Annotated in this window: 22 protein-coding genes; 2 read left to right on the top strand and 20 right to left on the bottom strand. The window is 51.5% G+C overall.

Annotated features, from left to right (window positions below; translation table 11 throughout):
• Nucleotides 1–13: 13 nt before the first annotated feature.
• The 8 genes from fdx to trmJ form a co-directional block, all read right to left on the bottom strand.
• On the bottom strand, nt 14–352 hold the full coding sequence (gene fdx / locus JYB63_RS17550; RefSeq protein WP_205659205.1) for an ISC system 2Fe-2S type ferredoxin: 339 nt from the start codon (nt 350–352) through the stop codon (nt 14–16).
• On the bottom strand, nt 352–2,226 hold the full coding sequence (hscA, locus tag JYB63_RS17545) for a Fe-S protein assembly chaperone HscA (RefSeq protein ID WP_205659204.1): 1,875 nt from the start codon (nt 2,224–2,226) through the stop codon (nt 352–354). Before hscA ends, fdx begins: the two co-directional genes overlap by 1 nt.
• A gap of 5 nt (nt 2,227–2,231) precedes the next feature.
• Nucleotides 2,232–2,759, bottom strand: a complete 528-nt coding sequence (hscB, locus tag JYB63_RS17540) for a Fe-S protein assembly co-chaperone HscB (RefSeq protein WP_205659203.1) — start codon at nt 2,757–2,759, stop codon at nt 2,232–2,234.
• Nucleotides 2,760–2,860: 101 nt separating this feature from the next.
• Entirely contained in the window at nt 2,861–3,184 is a 324-nt protein-coding gene (gene iscA / locus JYB63_RS17535; protein ID WP_205659202.1) for an iron-sulfur cluster assembly protein IscA, read from the bottom strand.
• 54 nt (nt 3,185–3,238) lie between these two features.
• Nucleotides 3,239–3,622: a Fe-S cluster assembly scaffold IscU gene (gene iscU, locus JYB63_RS17530; protein WP_205659201.1), complete on the bottom strand. Its 384-nt coding sequence runs from the start codon at nt 3,620–3,622 to the stop codon at nt 3,239–3,241.
• Nucleotides 3,623–3,660: 38 nt separating this feature from the next.
• A complete protein-coding gene (locus JYB63_RS17525; RefSeq protein WP_205659200.1) occupies nt 3,661–4,875 on the bottom strand; it encodes an IscS subfamily cysteine desulfurase in 1,215 nt (404 codons plus the stop codon).
• A gap of 37 nt (nt 4,876–4,912) precedes the next feature.
• Nucleotides 4,913–5,413, bottom strand: coding sequence for a Fe-S cluster assembly transcriptional regulator IscR (iscR, locus tag JYB63_RS17520; RefSeq protein WP_205659199.1), 501 nt, complete (start codon nt 5,411–5,413; stop codon nt 4,913–4,915).
• 205 nt (nt 5,414–5,618) lie between these two features.
• Entirely contained in the window at nt 5,619–6,371 is a 753-nt protein-coding gene (gene trmJ, locus JYB63_RS17515; protein WP_205659198.1) for a tRNA (cytosine(32)/uridine(32)-2'-O)-methyltransferase TrmJ, read from the bottom strand.
• 144 nt (nt 6,372–6,515) lie between these two features.
• Between trmJ and JYB63_RS17510 the strand changes: the two genes are divergently transcribed.
• Nucleotides 6,516–7,322: an inositol monophosphatase family protein gene (locus tag JYB63_RS17510; protein WP_243432040.1), complete on the top strand. Its 807-nt coding sequence runs from the start codon at nt 6,516–6,518 to the stop codon at nt 7,320–7,322.
• A gap of 134 nt (nt 7,323–7,456) precedes the next feature.
• On the opposite strand, the gene JYB63_RS17505 is transcribed toward JYB63_RS17510, so the two are convergent.
• The 12 genes from JYB63_RS17505 to JYB63_RS17450 all read right to left on the bottom strand — a co-directional run bounded on the left by JYB63_RS17505 (nt 7,457) and on the right by JYB63_RS17450 (nt 20,561).
• Nucleotides 7,457–8,752 (bottom strand): adenylosuccinate synthase, encoded by a 1,296-nt coding sequence (locus tag JYB63_RS17505; protein WP_205659197.1) that lies wholly within the window; start codon nt 8,750–8,752, stop codon nt 7,457–7,459.
• A gap of 39 nt (nt 8,753–8,791) precedes the next feature.
• Nucleotides 8,792–9,970 (bottom strand): ATP phosphoribosyltransferase regulatory subunit, encoded by a 1,179-nt coding sequence (locus JYB63_RS17500; protein ID WP_205659196.1) that lies wholly within the window; start codon nt 9,968–9,970, stop codon nt 8,792–8,794.
• 21 nt (nt 9,971–9,991) lie between these two features.
• Nucleotides 9,992–10,189, bottom strand: a complete 198-nt coding sequence (locus tag JYB63_RS17495) for a DUF2065 domain-containing protein (RefSeq protein ID WP_205659195.1) — start codon at nt 10,187–10,189, stop codon at nt 9,992–9,994.
• 117 nt (nt 10,190–10,306) lie between these two features.
• Entirely contained in the window at nt 10,307–11,182 is an 876-nt protein-coding gene (gene hflC, locus JYB63_RS17490; RefSeq protein ID WP_205659194.1) for a protease modulator HflC, read from the bottom strand.
• Nucleotides 11,182–12,369, bottom strand: coding sequence for an FtsH protease activity modulator HflK (hflK, locus tag JYB63_RS17485; RefSeq protein ID WP_205659193.1), 1,188 nt, complete (start codon nt 12,367–12,369; stop codon nt 11,182–11,184). The genes hflC and hflK overlap by 1 nt, the downstream gene beginning before the upstream one ends.
• Before the next feature lie 146 nt (nt 12,370–12,515).
• Nucleotides 12,516–13,832, bottom strand: a complete 1,317-nt coding sequence (gene hflX, locus JYB63_RS17480; RefSeq protein WP_205659192.1) for a ribosome rescue GTPase HflX — start codon at nt 13,830–13,832, stop codon at nt 12,516–12,518.
• 8 nt (nt 13,833–13,840) lie between these two features.
• Nucleotides 13,841–14,077, bottom strand: a complete 237-nt coding sequence (gene hfq, locus JYB63_RS17475) for an RNA chaperone Hfq (RefSeq protein ID WP_124925946.1) — start codon at nt 14,075–14,077, stop codon at nt 13,841–13,843.
• 121 nt (nt 14,078–14,198) lie between these two features.
• Nucleotides 14,199–15,104 carry a tRNA (adenosine(37)-N6)-dimethylallyltransferase MiaA gene (gene miaA, locus JYB63_RS17470; protein WP_205659225.1) on the bottom strand — a complete coding sequence of 302 codons (906 nt, stop codon included), beginning with the start codon at nt 15,102–15,104 and terminating at the stop codon, nt 14,199–14,201.
• A gap of 81 nt (nt 15,105–15,185) precedes the next feature.
• On the bottom strand, nt 15,186–17,096 hold the full coding sequence (gene mutL, locus JYB63_RS17465; protein WP_205659191.1) for a DNA mismatch repair endonuclease MutL: 1,911 nt from the start codon (nt 17,094–17,096) through the stop codon (nt 15,186–15,188).
• A 41-nt stretch (nt 17,097–17,137) separates the two neighbouring features.
• Nucleotides 17,138–18,484, bottom strand: a complete 1,347-nt coding sequence (locus tag JYB63_RS17460) for an N-acetylmuramoyl-L-alanine amidase family protein (RefSeq protein ID WP_243432039.1) — start codon at nt 18,482–18,484, stop codon at nt 17,138–17,140.
• 14 nt (nt 18,485–18,498) lie between these two features.
• Complete coding sequence (gene tsaE, locus JYB63_RS17455) at nt 18,499–18,975, bottom strand: tRNA (adenosine(37)-N6)-threonylcarbamoyltransferase complex ATPase subunit type 1 TsaE (RefSeq protein ID WP_336510902.1); 477 nt, start codon at nt 18,973–18,975, stop codon at nt 18,499–18,501.
• 26 nt (nt 18,976–19,001) lie between these two features.
• The gene (locus JYB63_RS17450) at nt 19,002–20,561 is read right to left on the bottom strand and encodes an NAD(P)H-hydrate dehydratase (RefSeq protein WP_205659189.1); all 1,560 of its coding nucleotides are present in this window, start codon (nt 20,559–20,561) and stop codon (nt 19,002–19,004) included.
• Between the two features lie 44 nt (nt 20,562–20,605).
• Between JYB63_RS17450 and queG the strand changes: the two genes are divergently transcribed.
• Entirely contained in the window at nt 20,606–21,739 is a 1,134-nt protein-coding gene (queG, locus tag JYB63_RS17445) for a tRNA epoxyqueuosine(34) reductase QueG (protein ID WP_205659188.1), read from the top strand.
• Nucleotides 21,740–21,764 lie beyond the last annotated feature (25 nt).

Here is a 21,764-nt window from a genome sequence, read left to right as displayed (position 1 = left end):
CTGTTCTCCCGCCTTAGTGGCGTTCAGACACCTGGTTGATTGTATACTTAGGGATCTCCACAACCAGATCTTCATCACCTACAACAGCCTGACAGCTCAGACGCGACTCAGGCTCCAGACCCCATGCTTTATCCAGCATATCGTCTTCCAGCTCATCAGACTCTTCCAGACTGTCAAACCCTTCACGTACGATGACATGACAGGTCGTGCAGGCACATGACTTTTCACATGCATGTTCAATTTCGATACCCTCAGCCCAGGCTGCATCGCAGACGGTTACACCAGGCTCTGCTTCAATCACCTTACCTTCAGGGCATAACTCATCATGGGGTAAGAAAATAATTTGTGGCATTACATATCCCCTTCAATATCATCAACGCTCTGGCCTTTAAGCGCTTCTTTAATGCTTAAATCCATGCGGCGTGCGGCAAAGAAATCACTGGCCTTAGCCAATTCCTTCACCCCTTTTTCTATTAATTTATAATTCGTGCCATGGCGCAACTGAAGCAATAGCGCCATCTGCTCACGTAAATGCTGCAGCTCTTCTGCACTGAGCAGCACATCACCATCAGCTTCAATCGCCTGTTCCAGTGAAATCAGGATGCGGTCTGCTTCAACCTGCTGCTCACGCAAACTGCGGGCATGCATATCTTCTTCAGCATTGCTGTAAGACGCTTTCAGCATGTCTGCAATTTCATTATCCGCCAAACCATAAGACGGTTTAACCTGAATTTCGCTGACCACACCACTGGATAATTCTTTGGCCGACACACTCAGCAAACCATCGGCATCAACCTGAAAAGACACCCGGATCTTGGCCGCACCGGCTGCCATCGGCGGAATACCGCGCAAAGTAAAACGTGCCAGCGAGCGGCAATCATCAACCAGCTCTCGTTCCCCCTGAACAACATGAATAACCATGCCATTCTGGCCATCCTGATAGGTGGTAAAATCCTGTGCCTTGGCAACAGGAATCGGCGTATTACGATGAATGACTTTTTCCGTCAGTCCACCCATCGTTTCCAGCCCAAGGGATAACGGCAGAACATCCAGCAACAGCATTTCACTGTCTGGCTTGTTACCCGCCAGCAAATCTGCCTGAACAGCCGCACCGATTGCAACTACCCGGTCCGGATCAATATTCACATGGGGCGCACGTTTAAAGTACTTTTCAACCCGCTCACGTACCGCCGGCACCCGGGTACTGCCACCGACCAGTACTACCTCACTGACCTCTTCCAGTTCCACCTGCGCATCTTTCAGAGCGCGGCGACAAGCCGACAGGGTCTTCTTAATAAGCCCTTCAATTAAGCTATCAAAAAGCTCACGGGTAACATTAAGAGATGGCGCACCATCAAGTAACTCAAACGTCACATCCACAGCGTCATTTGCTGACAGCTGTTCTTTCACCCAACGGGCACGGCCGGTCAGCTCACGGGACTGCTTCGCATCAAGCTCTGCTAACTGAAGCTGGTCTTTAAACCACTCAGCCAGTGCAAGATCAAAGTCATCACCACCCAGGGCACTGTCGCCACCGGTGGATAACACTTCAAAAACACCCTTATTCAGACGCAGAATTGAGATATCGAAGGTACCGCCGCCCAGGTCATAAACAGCAATAACCCCTTCAGCGCCCTCATCAAGCCCGTAAGCCACAGCAGCAGCTGTCGGCTCATTAAGCAAACGCAACACCTTAATACCGGCCAGTTGCGCAGCATCTTTCGTTGCCTGACGCTGAGCATCGTCGAAGTAAGCAGGTACAGTAATAACAGCACCTTCAAGTTCGCCCGCAAGCGTATCTTCAGCCCGCACTCTGAGGCTGGTCAGAATATCAGCTGAAACCTGCACAGGGCTTTTATTTCCCGCAACAGTTTCAATGTAGGGCATACCACCATCAGCAGGTGCAAAACGGTAAACCGCCTGACCATCCAACGCCTTGAGATCATCTATACCGCGCCCCATCAGGCGCTTCACGGAAACAATTGTATTGAACGGATCTTTAGCTGCCTGAGCCAGCGCAGCTGCACCGACTTCCGGCTGTGCTTCGGTATAGCGAACCACCGACGGCAACAGATGCTGACCATCATGGTCCGGCAGCGTAACAGTTTCACCATTACGAACCGCAGCCACTAATGAATTGGTTGTACCTAAATCAATCCCCACTGCCAGCTTGCGCTGATGGGGTTCCGGGGTCTGTCCCGGCTCTGCAATCTGCAATAAGGCCATAATGATTAATCGTAAAGTTTGTCTTCAAGCGCTTCTACATCCCGCTCCAGCTTATAAATGAACTGCATTTTTCTGACAGTTATTGCTGCAGCCGGGTAGTCCGCCTGATCATAAAGGGTTTGAAATTCTACCTGGAACACCTGCTTTTGTTCAGCGACCTCTGCATACATTTCTTCAACAGCTGCATCCGGATCATCTGCATCCGTAATGTCTTCAACAGCTTCACGCAGCTCCATTTGCTGCATCAGAAACATGGGGTCAAGCTGAACAGATGACTCTGAATAAGTATCCTCTCCCTTCAGGGAAAGCAGGTACTGCGCACGGGTTAACGGCGACTTCAGGGTTGCTACCGCTTCGTTCAGATACGCGGTGTACTGTACAGAAAGACGACGCTCATGATCCGCCAGATGCGCAAACTTATCCGGGTGCAGGGTTTTCTGTAATTCGCGGGTGCGCTCAGACAGTGCCTGCTTATCGAGCTGATAACTCTCCGGCAGCCCAAGAAACTCAAAGTAGTTCTGTTTAATATCCATGAAAGAGCCGGCAGATACGATTCAGCCGTTGCACGTCCAAACAATATCCGGACAGTCACAGCGGCTGAAATAAGAAACGGGAGTCAGGAACCTTTACCGGTTCAGATGTTGAAGCTCTCGCCGCAACCACACTCATTTTTAACGTTAGGGTTGTTAAACTTAAAGCCTTCATTCAGACCTTCTTTAACAAAATCTAACTCGGTACCATCCAGGTAGAGCAAGCTTTTCGGATCAATAACAATCTTAACGCCTTCAGCCTCAAACACCTGATCTTCGTCCTGCACCGCATCAACAAACTCAAGTACATACGCCATGCCGGAGCACCCGGAGGTTCTCACACCAAGACGAATCCCTGCACCGTGTCCACGGGACTGAAGATAACGATTCACATGATTAGCTGCCGCGCTGGTCATTGTGATTGCCATATGTTTACTCCTAGAATACCGATCTGCACCCGGCCTGCCGGGTGCACAACACGCTTACTTAGCCTGCTTTTCTTTATAATCAGCAACAGCTGCTTTAATTGCATCTTCAGCCAGAACTGAACAGTGAATTTTCACCGGAGGCAGAGCCAGTTCTTCTGCAATTTTAGTATTCTTAAGCTCAGCAGCTTCGTCCAGAGTCATACCCTTAACCCACTCAGTTACCAGTGAGCTTGAAGCAATTGCAGAACCGCAGCCATAAGTTTTGAACTTAGCGTCTTCAATAACACCTTCATCACTTACCTGAATCTGCAGGCGCATTACGTCACCACACGCAGGTGCACCCACCATGCCTGTACCAACATTGCTGTCTTTGTCATTCATTTTGCCGACATTACGCGGATTCTCGTAATGATCGATTACCTGATCACTGTAAGCCATAACGACCTCCTCAGTTTGACCTCATCACCAAGCGATGCTTAGTGATGAACCCATTCAACCTTGCTTAAATCAACACCGTCTTTGTACATGTCCCACAGAGGCGACAATTCACGCAGCTTGGAAACAGCTTCGCGAATCTGTTCAACAGCATCGTCAATATCCTGTTCAGTAGTAAAACGCCCGATAGAGAAACGAATCGAGCTGTGCGCCATTTCGTCATTCAGACCCAGCGCACGCAGTACGTATGAAGGCTCAAGGCTCGCAGATGTACATGCAGAACCTGAAGATACCGCCAGATCTTTCAGCGACATCAGCAGTGACTCACCTTCAACGTAGTTGAAACTTACATTCAGGTTACCAATGTAACGCTGATCAACGGAACCGTTGATATGAATCTCTTCCATATCTTCGATCGCATTCCAGAAACGGTTACGCAGCGCGGTAATCTTTTCTTTATCAGCCTGCATGTCTTCTTTAGCCAGTCGTGCAGCTTCACCCATACCAACAATCTGATGGGTTGCCAGAGTACCAGAACGCATGCCGCGCTCATGACCACCGCCGTGCATCTGCGCTTCCAGACGAACACGTGGCTTACGGCGTACATACAAAACACCGATCCCTTTAGGACCGTACATTTTGTGGCCTGATACAGACACCAGATCAACCTTCATTGCAGCAACGTCGATATCAACCTTACCGGCACTCTGAGCAGCGTCCACGTGGAACAGCACACCGTTAGCGCGGGTAATTTCACCGATGGCAGCAATATCATTGATCACGCCGATTTCATTGTTTACGTGCATGACAGATACCAGAATCGTATCTTCACGCAGTGCGTCCGCAACCGCCTGTGGCTGAATAATACCGTCTGCATCCGGATCAAGGTATGTCACCTCAAAACCTTCACGCTCTAACTGACGACAGGTATCCAGAACCGCTTTGTGTTCGATTTTGGAGGTAATGATGTGCTTGCCTTTTTTAGAGTAAAAATGCGCCACACCTTTAATCGCCAGGTTATCGGACTCAGTTGCACCGGACGTCCATACAATTTCACGCGGATCAGCGTTCATCAGGTCAGCAACCTGTCGACGTGCAGTTTCAACAGCTTCTTCAGCTTTCCAGCCGTACAGATGAGAACGGGAAGCCGGGTTACCGAAGTTACCTTCGATGGTCAGGCATTCAATCATCTTCTCTGCTACCCGGGGATCAACCGGAGTAGTGGCTGCGTAGTCAAAATAAATTGGCAACTTCATTACATCAACTCTCCAAAAACGTCTCTTCACCAGAGACTCAGGCGCTTACTTTCGCCTCTATTAAACTCGTATCTATTAACGTCTGCTGTTCACGATCCTGACGTTTTGCAACGGCCTGTACATCTTGGCGGGCCATCAGATCAGCCAGACTGATCTGGCTTAAAAATTCGTGTATCTGGCTGCTGAGATCACACCACAGATGATGTGTCAGACAGGTATTTCCACCCTGACAACCACCGGTATGACCACCACCACTGTGTCCGCAACCCGTCGCATCAACTGATTCATTAACCGCATCAATTACTTCTGCAACATCAATCGCATGCTGCTCACGGTTAAGCTGATACCCACCACCGGGGCCACGTACACTGCGCACCAGATCATTACGACGCAACTTAGCGAATAGCTGTTCTAAATAGGACAGGGAAATTCCCTGACGTTCAGATATATCCGCCAGGCTGATAGGTCCGTCACTTGCGTGAAGCGCAAGATCAAGCATCGCGGTAACCGCATATCTGCCTTTCGTTGTTAATCGCATAAAATACTTCCCTCACCCCAAACTGAGCACGCGGGGATTATGCAATACCCTAGTATTTTAGTCAATTATATAACCAAGTAATTCACTCGGTTTTTAAATGCAGCTTCAGGCTCAGAAATCATAGTGACGGGAGACTGTAAAAATCTGCTCAGAAAACTCAGCCGCCACTGAGGGCGGCGAGATTCTAGCACCTTTTGAAGAATGACTAAACGTCTGTGTCTGACTTCTTCAGACGTTTCTGGGTCGCGGTGAGAATTCCCCGCAGAACATTAACTTCAATTTTATCGGGCAAAGCCCGCAGAAACAGCCGCCGTAAACGGGGCATCAGTTGGCGGGGCTTCTCAGGATCAAGGAACTCTATATCAATCATCGTCTGCTCCAGATGCTCGAACATTCGCTCAAGCTCCTGCATATCCGCCAGATCCACATCCCAGTCCGTACCCCACTGAGGTTTATCCTCCGAACTATCCTGCTGCAGGGCAGCCATACGCAGCTCATAGCAAATAACCTGCACAGCGGCACCGATATTCAGTGAACTGAAAGTCTCTTCCGTTGGAATATGTACGTGATAATGACAACGCTGCAATTCCTCATTGGTCAGGCCACGGTCTTCACGGCCAAACACAACCGCCATCTTCTGATCAGCTCCAAGCCCTGAAGAAGCACCCCCCAGCTCCCGGGGATTCAGCAACGGCCAGGGAATATTCCGACTACGGGCACTCGTACCCACCACCAGATGACATCCTTCAAGCGCCTCATCCAGCGACCCGACAACCAGTGCGTTTTCCAGCAAATCAGTCGCACCTGAAGCTCTGGCATCGGCATCTTCATGCGGAAACATCTTCGGCTCAACCAGACACAGTTCAGCCAGCCCCATGTTTTTCATTGCCCGGGCGACCGCACCGATATTTCCGGGGTGAGTGGTATTTACCAGTACAATTCGTATATTTTGCAGCATCAGATTCAGACTTATAGAATAAAAAGGCGATTATTTTACCAGAACCTGCCAAGTATTCGCGGTTTGTTGTTCTTTATCTCAGTAAGATTTTGCTATAATCGCGCTCTTTGATTTCTTACCCTCCCGACGACTGGTATTAGATAGATGCAACCGATGGTAAATATCGCCCTGCGCGGCGCACGCATCGCAGGCGAACAAATCGCCCGCGCAGTGGAACGACTCGACCTGATTAAATCCGAACAATCAAGTGTCAGCGACTTTTTCGAAGAAACCTGCAAGCAGGCTGAAAAGGCGATTGCCAGCACAATCCAGAAGGCTTATCCGGACCACGAAGTTAATGGCGAATTCACTGGCCAGCACGCCGCTGAAGGCAACGCCGCCATTACCTGGCAGGTAAACCCTATCGACAGCACCAGCAACTTTGCCAATGGCGTACCTGTATTCGCCCTGAGCATTGCCGGCTACCAGCGCGGCCGTCTGGAGCACGCTATTGTACTGAACCCGATGAACGGTGAAGAATTCACTGCCAGCCGTGGCCGTGGTGCACAGTGCAACGGTAAACGCCTGCGCGTTAGCAACCTGAAAACCCTTCAGGGCGCACTGATTGCCAGCAACTACTTTGGCCGCAACCAGAAGCAACACCTGGACTCCTTCCAGCGCGTATTCAGCAACATCACCCTGGAAGACGGCAGCATCTACAACGCTGGCTCACCGGTACTGAACATGGCTTACACTGCAGCCGGCCGTTTCGACGGTTTCTTCCAGTTCGGCATGAAAGGTGCTGACATGGCAGCCGGCACCCTGCTGATTCAGGAATCCGGCGGCTTACTGTCTGATTTCAATGGCGGCAACACTCACACCCAGAACGGCAACCTGATTGTCGGTAACCCGAAGATGCTGAAAGCACTGCTTAAGAGCATCCACCCGGCAGTGAGCGACGAGCTGAAATAAAGCCAGTCGAGAAATTAAAAAACCGGCCTTGCGCCGGTTTTTTTATACCTGAAAAACAGCAGACACAAAAAAACCAGCCGCAGCTGGTTTTTTAGTAAACCGATGACTTTCAGCCATCGGCTCAACAAGCGCTGTTATGCATCAAACGGGTGACGCAGAACAATTGTTTCAACACGGTCAGGACCAGTGGAAACAATATCAATCGGCGCCTTGATCAGCTCTTCCAGACGCTTAATGTAAGCCTGCGCATTAGCCGGCAGTGCTTCCAGAGTCTGAGCACCCAGAGTTGTTTCAGTCCAACCCGGCAGAGTTTCGTATACAGGCTCGATCGCTTCGTAATCTTCACTGCCAGTCAGCGAGTAAACATCGTTGCCCTGAGCGTCCTTATAACCTACGCATACCTTGATCTCTTCCAGACCATCCAGCACATCCAGCTTAGTCAGACAGATACCGGAAACAGAGTTGATCTGAATAGCATGCTTAAGAGCAACCGCATCGAACCAGCCACAACGACGGGCACGGCCAGTGGTCGCACCAAACTCATGACCTTTGGTTCCCAGGTGGTTACCGATTTCGCAATCCAGCTGAGTCGGGAACGGACCTGAACCCACACGGGTAGTGTAAGCCTTGGTGATACCCAGGATGTAATCCAGATACAGAGGACCAAAACCACTACCGGTAGAAGTACCGCCAGCAGTTGTGTTAGAAGAAGTTACATACGGGTAAGTACCGTGATCGATATCCAGCAGAGAACCCTGTGCACCTTCAAACATGATGTTATCACCACGCTCACGGTACTCATGCAGTTTGGAAGTAACATCCATTACCATAGGACGCAGCACGTCCGCCATGGCCAGAGACTCTTCCAGAACTTTCTCATAGCTGACAGGCTCAGCGTTATAGTAGTTCTGCAGCATGAAGTTATGGTACTCCATCACTTCTTTCAGCTTCACTGCAAAACGCTCGCTGTTCATCATGTCATCAAGACGCAGGCCACGACGGGCAACCTTGTCTTCATACGCAGGACCAATACCACGGCCGGTAGTACCGATCTTGGCATTGCCACGTGCAGCTTCACGGGCCTGATCCAGCGCAATGTGGTATGGCAGAATCAGTGGACAGGCAGGACTCAGACGCAGACGCTCACGTACAGGAACACCACGCTCTTCCAACTCTTTCATTTCTTTCAGCAATGCTTCAGGAGACAGCACAACGCCGTTGCCTATCATGCAAAGAACATTGTCACGCAGAATACCTGACGGGATCAGGTGAAGAACCGTTTTCTCACCATCGATAACCAGAGTGTGACCTGCGTTATGGCCGCCCTGAAAGCGTGCCACAGCAGTAGCCTGATCTGTTAAAAGGTCAACGATCTTGCCTTTACCCTCGTCTCCCCACTGCGTTCCTAAAACAACGACATTTTTACCCATGCTAGTCTCTAACGTTTAACTCAATCTAATTTCAAGCGGTTACAGGCTCTGCAGAACCCAAACCCCATCCTGCTGCACCAGTTGCTGCGCGAAGACAACATCATCAGATGCCGCACCATCGAGCTGCTGCACAACCCGCTTACCGGTTGTACGTAGTTCACTGATCGCCTTTAATAGTCCGGCATCACTGCCAGCCGGCGCCAGTACTGCACCGTCCTGCTGACATGTCTGAGCAGATAGCTCAACCAGTGTCTTAAGGTCAGCACTAAAACCTGTTGCCGGGCGCGCCCGGCCAAAATCACGCCCTACTTCATCATAACGACCACCTTTGGCAATCGCCTGTCCGAAACTTGGCGTATACGCACCGAACACAATGCCGGTGTGATAGTTGTAACCGCGTAATTCACTCAGGTCGAAATACAGATCAACCTCCGGATAACGCTGGCCAATCTGCTCTGCAATCTGACGCAGATAATCCAGCGCCGGTGTAATTGCATCACTGATAGCCGCAAAGCTTTCCTGAGCAGCATCCAGCACTTCAATGCCACCGTGCAGCGCCGGCAACTTAGCCAGCATTGCCGCCTGTTCTGCAGGAATTTCAACCTGGCTCAGGAAACGCTCAATTTCAGGCATATCCTTACGCTGCAACAACTCAAAGTAATCGCTTTCCTGAACATCGGTCAGTCCTGCACCGGCAATCAGTCCACGATAAATACCTACGTGACCCAGATCGATACTCAGCTCCTGACTGACACCCAGCACATGCAGGGTTTCAAGCATCAGGGAAATAATTTCTACATCGCTTGCCAGGCCAGAATGCCCAAACAGCTCAGCACCTACCTGTAACGGATTACGTGACGCCAGCGGATTTGCCGGCAGAGTATGCAGCACAGTGCTGCAGTAACAGAGACGATTAGGCCCATCGTTCTTAAGACGGTGGGCATCAATGCGCGCCACCTGCTGGGTAATATCAGCACGGATGCCTAACATCCGGCCTGTCAACTGATCTGTTACTTTAAACGTATTCAGATCAAGATCCCGACCAACACCACTTAACAAAGAATCCAGGTGTTCGATCATTGGCGTCATGACTAATTCATAACCCCAGGTATTATACATATCTAGCACTTGCCGGCGGGCCGCTTCAACCTGACGCGCCTGTGGTGGCAAGATTTCTTTGACACCGTCTGGTAATAACCAGCGATCTGCCAAGGCCATGCAACTCTCCTAATCGATCGATCAGTTAATCATATACAGTATGCACAGACCTACCAGCATACTGATTAAACCGGTTATCCGCAGCGCCTTATCACTGATATTCGCTAACTGCTGGACTAACCTGCGCCAGCGTCCGGGATACAGAAAAGGCACAATTCCCTCGATTATCAGCATCAGACTGAAACCGATTAACAGGGGTTGCCAAAGCTCTGCCCACATAACGCCTCGCACAAAACCGCATAAAAAAACCGGGCTTTAACCCGGTTACAGAATTCTACCACGGAACAGAGCAAATAGTGCAGCCTATTCCGGGTAAAAATTAATCAAAAGTAGCAATTAACGTTGCAGGCCTGGCTGATTCAGGTAACGGAAGAATTCACTGTCCGGTTCCAGAATCATTACATCGCCCTGCTGGTTAAACGCTTCTTTATATGCATTCAGACTGCGGTAGAAAGAGTAGAACTCAGGATCGCGGCTGTATGCCTTGGCATAGATACCTGCAGACTCCGCATCACCTTCACCGCGCAGCTCCTGTGCATCACGGTATGCAGCCGCTTCGATAACTGTCTTCTGACGGTCAGCATCAGCACGGATACCTTCTGCAAGCTCCTGACCACGGGAACGCAGTTCACGGGCTTCCCGCTCACGCTCGGTACGCATACGGTCATATACAGAGTTCGATACTTCCTGCGGCAGATCGATCTTCTTAACACGGATGTCAATCAGCTCGATACCCAGCTCATCACGGGTCGTCTGGCTCAGAGACTCAGTCAGCTCGATCATTAACTGATCACGCTCACCGGATACCACCTCAGTCAGAGTACGCTCACCGAACTGTGCACGCAGACCGGCATCCACACTTGGGAACAGACGTTCCGCAGCACGGAACTGGTCACCGGAAGTAGCGGTATAATAAGTCTGCGGATCAATAACACGCCACTTGATGAAGGAATCAACCACCAGACGCTTCTTCTCAACCGTCAGATAAGACTGCGGCTGCGCATCCAGGGTCAGAACCCGACCATCAAACTTACGTACCTTATTAATCACAGGAATCTTAATATGCAGACCTGGCTGCAGGTTAGGATTCACGATTTCACCGAAGCGCAGCAGTACTGCACGGTCGGTTTCTTTAATGATAAACAGCGAATTAGACGCCAGCACGACCAACAATAGCGCGATGACTACGCCTGCCATAGATTTGCCTGACATTATCGTGCCTCCCGACGGTTGGTTTGCTGACGCTGACGTAACTGCTCAATCACCTGATCAGTGATATCACGAATATTATCGTTACTCAGGCGGGTAGTGCCTGAACGGTTAAATTCAACAGGAGCCTGACGACGCTCGGACAACTTGTCCAGCGGCAGGTACATCATGTTGTTACCGCCCTCAACATCAACCAGAACCTTGGAGTTATTAGCCATAACTGATTCCATGGCATCCAGGTACAGACGCTCACGGGTTACATCCGGTGCCTTCAGGTATTCACCCAGCAGAGCTTCAAAACGTTGCGCATCACCCTGTGCCTGAGCAACGACCTGTTCACGGTATGCACTGGCCTCTTCCTTCATACGCTGGGCGATACCACGCGCTTCAGGGATAATACCATTACGGTAAGACTCAGCTTCGTTAATTACCCGCTGCTCATCCTCACGTGCCTTGATTACATCATCAAACGCATCCTGAACCTGAGACGGTGCCTTAACTTCTTTAATGTTCACCTGAGTGATACGTAAACCGGTCTGATAATCTTCCATAGACTGCTGCAGACGACCTTTAACATCCGCACCCAGAATCTCACGACCTTCCGTCAGAATGGAATCCATTTCAGATCCACCAACAATGTGACGTAACGCAGACTCAGATGCATTCGCCAGACTGGCTTCCGGATCACGGACTTTCAGCAGGTAAGCCTTAGGATCAGAGATGACGTACTGAACGGTGATAGACACGTCAACAATGTTCTCATCTTCTGTCAGCATCAGAGAACGGTGATCGTAAGCATTTACCCGGGTCACGTTAACCGGCGTAACCTGATCAATTAAAGGTGGGTTCCACTGCAGACCCGGCATAACCGTTTCGCTGAATTTACCCAGACGCAGCACAACACCACGCTCTTGCTGATCCACGGTATAGAAGCCTAAAGCCGCCCAACCAACCAGCAAAATAACGATCAGAATGCCAAACAGGCCACCCGATGGCGCTGCCGGTTTGCCACCGGAACCGCCGGACTTGTTCGGTTTACCGAAAATTCCGTTAAGTTTCTCCTGCAGCTTTTGCAGCGCCTCATCCAGATCAGGTGGCCCCTGATCATTATTGCCGCCGCCATTACGCTTACCACCAGAGTTCCAGGGATCCTGATTATTCCCGTTACCACCAGGCTCATTCCAAGCCATACTGTTCTCCGTTCTAGAACCGTTAATGCTTTGTCTTTACCGAATCGACAGGTAAAGCACCATATCTACCAAAATTGTATGTAGCTTAATCATAGTATGCAACGCCCGAAGTACGCAGCTTACTTTTAAAATTCAGATATTTGCCATCACTGCAGCCACTCAGGCTTGTTGACATCAGCCCCCAGGTAACGTTCCGCCGGAATACTTACCTTGCTGAGAATCTGCATAAAGTCTTTACGTTGCAAACGCACTTCCAGATGACTTTCGCCGGCATCATCATAGGTTTCATTCAGTACCGCACCCTGACCATACAGCAAGGCACGGAAAGCACCTTCAGACGGCGCCACCTGAATGGAATCATGGAAGACATCATCCGCCAGACGCTCAGAAATCGCCTGAAACAGTAAATCAGTTCCCTGCCCGGTTGCTGCTGAAACCCATACCCGAACGGGCACACCTTCATCATTACGGTCAATACGAGGCTCGATACCCGTCATACGGTCAATCTTGTTATAGACCTCAAGACATGGCACCTCATCCGCATTAATTTCTGCCAGCACCGCATTCACTTCATCAATATGTTCCTGACGATCCTCATCAAAAGCATCAATCACATGCAGCAATAAAGTAGCTTCAGTGGTTTCCTGCAAAGTTGCCCGGAAAGCCTCAACCAGTTTATGGGGCAGGTGACGGATAAAACCTACGGTATCAGCAAGAATTGCCTGTCCGACATCCGCTACCTCTATACGGCGCAGGGTCGGATCAAGCGTGGCAAACAACTGATCGGCTGCGTACACCTCTGCCTCAGTCAGCTGATTAAACAGCGTTGACTTACCAGCGTTGGTATAACCAACCAGCGATAAGCCCGGCACTTCAGCACGGCTACGGGCACGACGCCCCTGGTCACGCTGCTTGCGGACTTTTTCCAGTCGCTTGAGAATACTTTTGATGCGGGCACGCAGTAACCGGCGGTCGGTTTCCAGCTGGGTTTCACCCGGGCCACGTAAACCAATACCACCTTTCTGACGTTCAAGGTGTGTCCAGCCACGAACCAGACGTGTAGACATATGCTCCAGCTGCGCCAGTTCCACCTGAAGTTTACCTTCATGGGTACGGGCACGCTGAGCAAAAATATCCAGAATCAGACCGGTACGGTCCAGCACCCGGCACTGCAACTCTCTTTCGAGGTTACGTTCCTGGCCTGGACTCAGTGAATGATTGAAAATAACCAGCTCGGCATCATACTGACGCACCATGGCTTTCAATTCTTCAACTTTACCGCTACCGATAAATAACTTAGGGCTGGGCTGATGGCGACTACCGGTAAGAATATCTACAGGATCGGCGCCAGCAGAAAGCGCGAGTTCTTCTAACTCTTTCGGGCTTTCCCGGTCCGCCTCATCAGCCATATCTATGTGGACAAGAATGGCGCATTCGCCAGACTCGGGACGCTCAAAAAACAAATAGAACCTCAGTCAGCCGATTCATCACCCTGTGGCAACTTAACCGGACGGGCCGGTACCACAGTTGAGATTGCGTGTTTATAGACCATCTGGCTGACAGTATTTTTAAGCAGGATAACAAACTGGTCGAATGACTCGATTTGCCCCTGTAGCTTGATACCATTTACCAAGAAAATAGAAACGGGTACGCGTTCTTTACGCAGTACGTTCAGATAAGGGTCTTGTAAAGATTGCCCTTTTGACATTGGAAGCTCCTTCCTGTGAATCGATAATAAAAAGGTATGCGCAACTCAAATCCTGTTAAAAATCCTGCGCATGTGACCGCCTCAAAAAAGCCGGACGGTCCGAAAAATTCAAGCTACAGCATTATATAATGCCACCCTCTAACAATTTCAAGGCATTATTTGTTAAATTTGGATCATTTGAAGCTAAAGTTTTCAAATCAGGCCAGCTGCGCAACCAGGTTATCTGCCGTTTCGCCAACTGACGGGTCGCCACGATGCCTTTGTGAATCATTGTTTCACGGTCCCACTGGCCCTGAAAATGCTCCCACATCTGGCGGTAACCGACACAACGAATCGACGGCATAGAAGCATCCAGATCGCCGCGATCCCACAAAGCTCTTACTTCTTCTTCAAAGCCCTGCTCCAGCATCAGATGAAAACGCTGCTCAATACGCTGATGCAATACCGAGCGCTCTGTCGGCATCACACACAAAGACTGCATATTATAAGGCGCACGTGAGGCTTCCTGTGCCTGCCAGTGCTCTGTCATAGACTTACCGGTCAGCTCATATACTTCCAGCGCACGCTGCAACCGTTGCGGGTCATTCGGGTGAATTCGCTCAGCTGAAACCGGATCAACCTCCGCCAGCCGCTTATGCAGAACTTCCCAGCCCTTGCTATTAGCTTCATCCAGCAAACGCTGACGCACCACCGGATCAGCTTCAGGCATATCTGCCAACCCTTTCATCAGCGCCTGGTAATACAGCATGGTCCCGCCCACCAGCAGAGGAATCTTGCCTTTCGCAGTAATCTCAGCCATATGGGCTAATGCATCACGACGGAAATCAGCGGCAGAATAGGCTTCAGAGGGATCAAGAATATCCACCAGACGGTGGGGATACCGGGCCAGCAGCTCAGCTTCAGGGGTGGCGGTACCAATATCCATCTGACGATAGATCATGGCCGAGTCCACACTGATAATCTCACAATCCAGCAAATCACAAAGGGCCATGGCCAGATCAGTTTTACCTGCCGCAGTGGGGCCCATCAGAAAAATTGCCGGTGGCAAAGACGTTGTCACGTCGTACTCCAAAATTAAAAACAGTTTAATGCGAACAACACAAAAGGATCACTGACCGCGCATAAACAGGCCATCCAGCTCCTGCATGGACATCTGTGTCCAGGTAGGTCGCCCATGGTTACACTGACCGCTGCGTTCCGTTTGTTCCATATCCCGCAGCAAAGCATTCATTTCCGGCAGAGTGAGCTGACGGTTCGCCCGCACAGAACCATGGCACGCCATGGTGGCCAGCAATTCATTGATATGCTCCTGAACCTTACGGCTGTTACCGAACTGCTGCATATCAGCAATAACATCAAGAATCAGCTTGGTTACATCACCGTTCGCCAGCGCCACCGGCACCTGCCGGATCACAATGGTCTCTTCCCCCATACGGGCAATTTCAAACCCGAGCTGGCGGAAAACTTCACTTTGTTCTTCTGCGCAATCAGCCTCACCGCTGCTGACTGCCATACTTACCGGCACCAATAACGGCTGGCTGCGAACACCCTCTGCCTCATAAGCCGTTTTCATCCGCTCATATACAATCCGCTCATGGGCGGCATGCATATCCACTACCACAAGACCAGTATCATTTTGCGCAAGAATGAACACACCGTGTAATTGCGCGACAGCATACCCCATTGGCGGGCACTTCGTCTCATCAACATCCGGCATGACTGCCCCGGACGCATCTCCTCCTGTACCCATACTGCCAGACACAGGGCCACCGAATGAAGCCGGGGCAGGTGAAGGATGTAACTGACCATACTGCTGAATCTGTTCACGCACCTGGCCAACAGAAGGCCGGTCTGCCTGCTGCGTCTGCTGATACAACGGCATCCGCCCCTGCTGAAATGTCTGGCCTACGCCGGCAACACCCGGTGAAGGCAGAAAATCACTGGTTGGCGCATTACCGCCATTTGCCAGCACAGACTCAGGAATACCGGTGGTATCTTCACCGGTTTGCGGCCGCATATCGGCAATTACCCGGTGAGTGGTTCGGAAGATAAAGTCATGCACCAGCCGGCTTTCACGGAAGCGCACCTCATGCTTGGTCGGGTGAACGTTCACATCCACCAGCGCCGGATCAAGTTCCATAAACAGCACATAGGCAGGATGACGGCCATGGAATAGCACATCCTGATAGGCCTGGCGCAGTGCATGGGAAACCACCTTATCCCGGATCACCCGGCCATTGACAAAAAAGTACTGTAAATCAGGCTGACTGCGGGAAAAGGTCGGCAAACCTACCCAGCCCCACAACCTCAGGCCGGAAGCATCGGCACTGACATCCACCCGCATTGACTCTTCGATAAACGCCGGTGACATCAGGCTGGCAATGCGTCGCTCCTGTTCTGCTTCGGTAGACGCCGGACGCAACTGATGAATAATTTTCTGGTTATGCCGCAGGGTAAAGCCCACATCAAAGCGACTTAACGCCAGCCGTTTAACCACCTCTTCCAGGTGTTTAAATTCAGTCTTCTCTGTTTTAAGAAACTTACGTCGCGCCGGGGTATTGAAAAACAGATCGCGCATTTCCACTGTCGTCCCCGCAGGATGCGCTGCCGGAGAAATTTCAGCCACCATATCCCGGCCTTCGGTCTGCACCTGCCAGGCACTCTCCTGATCCGCCGTACGGGATGTCAGGGTCAGCCGCGACACTGAACTCACCGATGCCAGCGCTTCCCCCCGGAAGCCAAGGCTCTGCACAGCTTCCAGATCATTCAGATCACGGATTTTACTGGTAGCATGTCGGCTCAGGGCCAGAGAGAGATCTTCCTTCTCAATGCCGCTGCCGTTATCCCGTAACCGAATCAGCTTTACACCGCCCTGCTCAATATCCAGCTCAATACGGTCAGCACCGGCATCCAGACTGTTCTCAAGAATCTCTTTAACCACTGAAGCCGGGCGCTCGACAACCTCACCGGCAGCGATCTGGTTCGCCAGACGTGGCGAGAGCAAATGGATACGGGACATAAATTACACTCGATACTGAAATGAACAGTTAACCAGACACATCAGCTGGTTGGGATCTGCAGCACCTGGCCAACCCGGATATGATCCGCATTTTTCAGGCCATTAGCTTTACGCAACGCCGCCATGGAAACACCGTTACGACGGGCAATAACCGATAAAGTATCGCCTCTGACAACCTTATATTTTCCGGCGACAGACTTGCCCTGATTACCGCCCTGCTTTTGCCAGGCCAGATACGTAAGGGCCGGAGGTTTGGCTACGAAATGCGCCTTAATGCCGGCAAAAATCGCCTGCGCCATCTTCTTCTGATATGACTTAGACTTCAGCTTTCGTGCTTCTTCCGGGTTGGTAATAAAGCCGGTCTCTACCAGAATGGACGGAATATCCGGCGATTTAAGTACCACAAACCCGGCCTGCTCGACCCGCTTCTTATGCATTTTTGCAAAGCGGCTCATATTTTTATGGACGGTTTCAGCAATCACCCGGCTGTCACTGCGGCTGGCGGTCATCGACATATCGAGCAATACTTTTGCCAGCACATCATCCTTATCCTCCAGGCTGACGCTGCCCACGCCACCGATCAGGTCGGTACTGTTTTCCCGCTTGGCTAACCAGCGACCCATTTCGCTGCTGGCTCCCCTTGGAGACAATACCCACACAGAGGCACCTTTAGCACGTTTATCCTTAAAGCCGTCCGCATGAATCGACACAAACATATCCGCGTTATTCTTGCGTGCCCGACTGGTGCGGCTGCGCAGACTGATGTAATAGTCACCGTCACGTGTCAGTTGTGGCGTAAAGCCCGGCTCTTTCTGCAACAGCTTCTTCAGCTCACGGGCAATACCAAGCACCACATCTTTCTCTTTCTCGCCCCGCGGTCCTACAGCGCCGGGATCGTCTCCCCCGTGGCCAGCATCAATGGCAATCACCACATTACGCAGCTTATCCGGATTATTAGCTGTAGGTGTTGCCCGCTTAACAGTCTCGGCAACCTTCTCTGGCTGATAGAGGTCCACCACCAGACGGTGGCCATATTTATCATTCGGGCTGAGTGCAAAACTCTTAGCGCGGACATCTGATTTCAGATCCAGCACGATGCGCAGATCGTTTTTATCCTTTGCACCACTGCGGATACGCTCTACCGGACTCTTGGTCAGGTTCAGCTGATTAAGATCCGCCTTAAATTTAGCGTTATCCACATCCAGAACAATGCGGTCAGGATTCTTCAGGGTAAACAGCTTATGACTGGCACTGGCACTGAGGTCAAAAACCAGGCGGGCGTGATCCGGCGCAATCCACAGGCGCACGTTTTTCACATCGGCAGCACCAACCACCGCCGACATCAACGCACACACAAACATCAGACTTAAACGGGCAACACGCAACATATTCAGTTTCATCCTTACTCGGCAGCGGCCTGCAAATTCACCAGCAACTGCTCCCCTTTAGCAGTTTGAGGCAACAACTCAATCTGCCGTCCTTCCCCCTGGACGGTGATATTCAGTAATAGATCGGCAGGCGGCAACACACCTTCACCTTTTTCCGGCCATTCAATCAGACACAACGCATCATCGTGGAAATAATCCCGGATACCAAAGTACTCAAGCTCTTCCGGATCTCCCAGACGGTAAAGGTCAAAGTGATACACATCCCGGCCGGTCAGCTCGTAGGGTTCAACCAGTGTATAGGTAGGACTCTTAACCGCTCCCTTATGACCGGCCCCCTGAATGATGCCCCGGCACAGAGTGGTTTTACCCATGCCAAGATCACCATTCAGAAATACCACACCACCGCTGGCGGACGCCGCCAGATTGCTGCCAAAAGCCACCATGGCTGCTTCATCAGCGATAAAAAAACACTGCTGCTGATACTCTGACACCGTACTTACTTCCTTCACTTTGTCTGCTATTTGGGGAAAACGTTAACAACTTTGGGTAATTGTGCCAACAGATCAGTGGCTTGCATACCTCGCTGACCATTTTTTGCAGCCTCATCCGCTGCTTTTCCATGGATATACACACCAACACGGGCAGCATCAGTAAATTCCAGCTTCTGCGCCAGCAGCGCGCCTATAATTCCGCTGAGTACATCTCCCATGCCACCACTGGCCATTCCGGGATTACCCGCCGAACACAGGTGCATGGCATCGCCGTCACAACTCAGGGTACCCGCCCCCTTCAGTACCAAAGTGCCGCCAAAACGGTCCTGCAGGGCCTCTGCAGCAGCAAAACGGTCTGCCTGAACCTTTGACACAGAGGTTTCCAGCAATCGTGCAGCCTCACCGGGATGAGGTGTCAGCAACCAGTTACTGTGTTTACTTCCATCCAGCTTGCCATTGATCACCAGCAGGTTAAGCGCGTCCGCATCCATCACCAGCGGTTTTTTATCGGAGCCGCAGTTATCCAGCACCGCCATCAGCAACTGCTCGCCCCAGGCGTTCTGCCCAAGGCCCGGACCAATCACCACCACCGATGCACGCTCAATGAGAACCGCAAGATCATGGCCACTGCGCACCCCGTGCACCATGATTTCCGGTGCCCGGGTCAGTGCCGCAGTCACATGCTCTGCCCGGGTTGCCAGGCTCACTAAACCGGCACCGGTCCGTCCTGCCGCCTGCGCGGCCATGATTGCCGCTCCGCCCATACCATAATCACCGCCGATCACCAGCACATGACCAAAGTGTCCTTTATGACTGGAAGCACCCCGTGGCGGCAACAGTTCGGCCAGATCTTCCCGGCAGGTACGGAAACCACTGACCGGAATAGACTCATAGATATCATCAGCAATGCGCAGGCTGTCGAAATGCAACTGCCCACAATAATCCACACCTTCGTGGGTAAGCATGCCCTGCTTCATACCGATAAAAGTTACCGTATGATCAGCACGAACCGCATCACCCAGCACCGCACCGGTGTCACTGCACAGGCCGGAAGGTATATCCACCGCGAGTACTGGCTTACCTGACAGGTTAATCTGCCGGATCGCCCCCACAAAGGGTTCAGCAACCGAGCCATTAAGTCCGGTACCGAGCAATGCATCGACAATCACCTCCCCCTGCAGGTTCATCCCCAGACGGTAACGGTGACACTCAACACCCTGATCACACATCCAGTCGTAAGCCTGTCGCGCTTCGCCACGCAGCTGCACCGCAAAATCATCCAGCCGGGACACACAGACAACCTGCACCTGAATGCCCTGTTGCTGAGCCAGTGCCGCCATCACAAAACCGTCGCCGCCGTTATTGCCGGTACCGCAGAGAATGCTCAGAGAGTGCACGTCCGGCCACTGGTGCATCAGCCGGTCAAAGGCCACGTGTCCGGCCCTTAACATCAATTTAAAGCCAGGCATCCCGGCACTGATTGCTGCTGCATCCAGTGCCCGGGTCAGTTCAGCTGTGTATAATGCAGCGGGTAATTGCGAAGACTTAGCCACGGTATAAGATCTCGACTCGGAATTTGGCTTCATTATATCCAACCTACAGTAAAAACAGCTACTAAGACCCGGCCATAATGCATCAGGACTCAAAATCACTTGCCGCCCTCAGTCAGGCAATTAAAGCTGCCGCGCTGAAACAGGGCTTTCAGCAATGCGGTATCAGCGATACTGACATCAGTCCGGAGTCAGAGGCCTATCACCGCTGGCTTGAAAACGGCTACCACGGTGAAATGGGATATCTGGAAAACAATATCGAGAAGCGTCTGGATCCGTCACTGCTGGTTGAAGGTACCCGTCGGGTTATCTGTGTCAGGATGAACTGCCTGCCACCGGATATTCAGACACTGAAAATCCTTAAGAACCCTGACAAAGCCTACATATCCCGCTACACCATGGGTCGTGATTATCACAAGCTGATGCGTAAGCGCCTGACTCGGCTGGGGAAGGACATAGAAACGCTGATCGGTGAATTTGGCTACCGGGCCTTTGTCGACAGCGCCCCCGTGCTTGAACGGCCACTGGCCCGCAAAGCCGGCATTGGCTGGCAAGGCAAGCACAGCCTGATCCTGAACCGTGAAGCCGGCTCCTGGTTTTTACTGGGTGAACTGTTTGTCGACCTGCCCCTGCCGGTAGACGAACCCTATGAAGAAGAACACTGTGGCAAATGCCAGGCCTGCATCGATGTTTGCCCAACGAAAGCTATCGTTGAACCCTATGTGGTGGATGCCCGGCGCTGTATTTCTTATCTGACCATCGAATACAACGGCAGCATTCCCACGGAGCTACGGCCGCTAATGGGCAACCGGATCTTCGGCTGTGATGACTGCCAGCTTATCTGCCCCTGGAACCGCTTTGCACAGGCCTCAGCAGAAGATGACTTTAAACCCCGACACGGGCTGGATGATAAAAACCTGAGGGAATTACTTAACTGGGATGAAGCCACGTTTCTCAAACGTACCGAAGGTTCAGCCATACGCCGCAGCGGCTACCAGGGCTGGCAGCGGAATATAGCTGTCGCACTGGGTAACGGCATTAACAGCCCGGAATCCAGAACCGCACTGCACAACCTGCTCAGCAATCCCGATACCAGCGAGCTGGTGAAGGAACACGCCCAGTGGGCACTGGATCACCTGAGCAGCCGGGACGATGTCACAGCAACGCCCCTGCCCATAGCAGTACACCCAAGAGCAACCAAGCTGGCCGACTGAAACGACCAGCTTAGATGCTTATCTT

Source organism: Aliamphritea spongicola (assembly GCF_017051665.1).
Taxonomy (GTDB): domain Bacteria; phylum Pseudomonadota; class Gammaproteobacteria; order Pseudomonadales; family Balneatricaceae; genus Amphritea; species Amphritea spongicola.
This window is presented reverse-complemented; position numbering and strand designations above follow the sequence as displayed.

Excerpts from the sequence above, each read along its gene's own strand:
- hfq (WP_124925946.1), bottom strand. The coding sequence starts at position 14,077 with ATGTCAAAAGGGCAATCTTTACAAGACCCTTATCTGAACGTACTGCGT.
- JYB63_RS17510 (WP_243432040.1), top strand. The coding sequence starts at position 6,516 with ATGCAACCGATGGTAAATATCGCCCTGCGCGGCGCACGCATCGCAGGC.
- queG (WP_205659188.1), top strand. The coding sequence starts at position 20,606 with ATGCATCAGGACTCAAAATCACTTGCCGCCCTCAGTCAGGCAATTAAA.
- iscA (WP_205659202.1), bottom strand. The coding sequence starts at position 3,184 with ATGGCAATCACAATGACCAGCGCGGCAGCTAATCATGTGAATCGTTAT.
- JYB63_RS17495 (WP_205659195.1), bottom strand. The coding sequence starts at position 10,189 with ATGTGGGCAGAGCTTTGGCAACCCCTGTTAATCGGTTTCAGTCTGATG.
- hscB (WP_205659203.1), bottom strand. The coding sequence starts at position 2,759 with ATGGATATTAAACAGAACTACTTTGAGTTTCTTGGGCTGCCGGAGAGT.
- iscU (WP_205659201.1), bottom strand. The coding sequence starts at position 3,622 with ATGGCTTACAGTGATCAGGTAATCGATCATTACGAGAATCCGCGTAAT.
- trmJ (WP_205659198.1), bottom strand. The coding sequence starts at position 6,371 with ATGCTGCAAAATATACGAATTGTACTGGTAAATACCACTCACCCCGGA.
- iscR (WP_205659199.1), bottom strand. The coding sequence starts at position 5,413 with ATGCGATTAACAACGAAAGGCAGATATGCGGTTACCGCGATGCTTGAT.
- miaA (WP_205659225.1), bottom strand. The coding sequence starts at position 15,104 with ATGGGCCCCACTGCGGCAGGTAAAACTGATCTGGCCATGGCCCTTTGT.
- JYB63_RS17500 (WP_205659196.1), bottom strand. The coding sequence starts at position 9,970 with ATGGCCTTGGCAGATCGCTGGTTATTACCAGACGGTGTCAAAGAAATC.
- hflK (WP_205659193.1), bottom strand. The coding sequence starts at position 12,369 with ATGGCTTGGAATGAGCCTGGTGGTAACGGGAATAATCAGGATCCCTGG.
- mutL (WP_205659191.1), bottom strand. The coding sequence starts at position 17,096 with ATGTCCCGTATCCATTTGCTCTCGCCACGTCTGGCGAACCAGATCGCT.
- JYB63_RS17450 (WP_205659189.1), bottom strand. The coding sequence starts at position 20,561 with ATGAAGCCAAATTCCGAGTCGAGATCTTATACCGTGGCTAAGTCTTCG.
- JYB63_RS17505 (WP_205659197.1), bottom strand. The coding sequence starts at position 8,752 with ATGGGTAAAAATGTCGTTGTTTTAGGAACGCAGTGGGGAGACGAGGGT.
- hflC (WP_205659194.1), bottom strand. The coding sequence starts at position 11,182 with ATGTCAGGCAAATCTATGGCAGGCGTAGTCATCGCGCTATTGTTGGTC.
- hscA (WP_205659204.1), bottom strand. The coding sequence starts at position 2,226 with ATGGCCTTATTGCAGATTGCAGAGCCGGGACAGACCCCGGAACCCCAT.
- JYB63_RS17525 (WP_205659200.1), bottom strand. The coding sequence starts at position 4,875 with ATGAAGTTGCCAATTTATTTTGACTACGCAGCCACTACTCCGGTTGAT.
- JYB63_RS17460 (WP_243432039.1), bottom strand. The coding sequence starts at position 18,484 with ATGTTGCGTGTTGCCCGTTTAAGTCTGATGTTTGTGTGTGCGTTGATG.
- fdx (WP_205659205.1), bottom strand. The coding sequence starts at position 352 with ATGCCACAAATTATTTTCTTACCCCATGATGAGTTATGCCCTGAAGGT.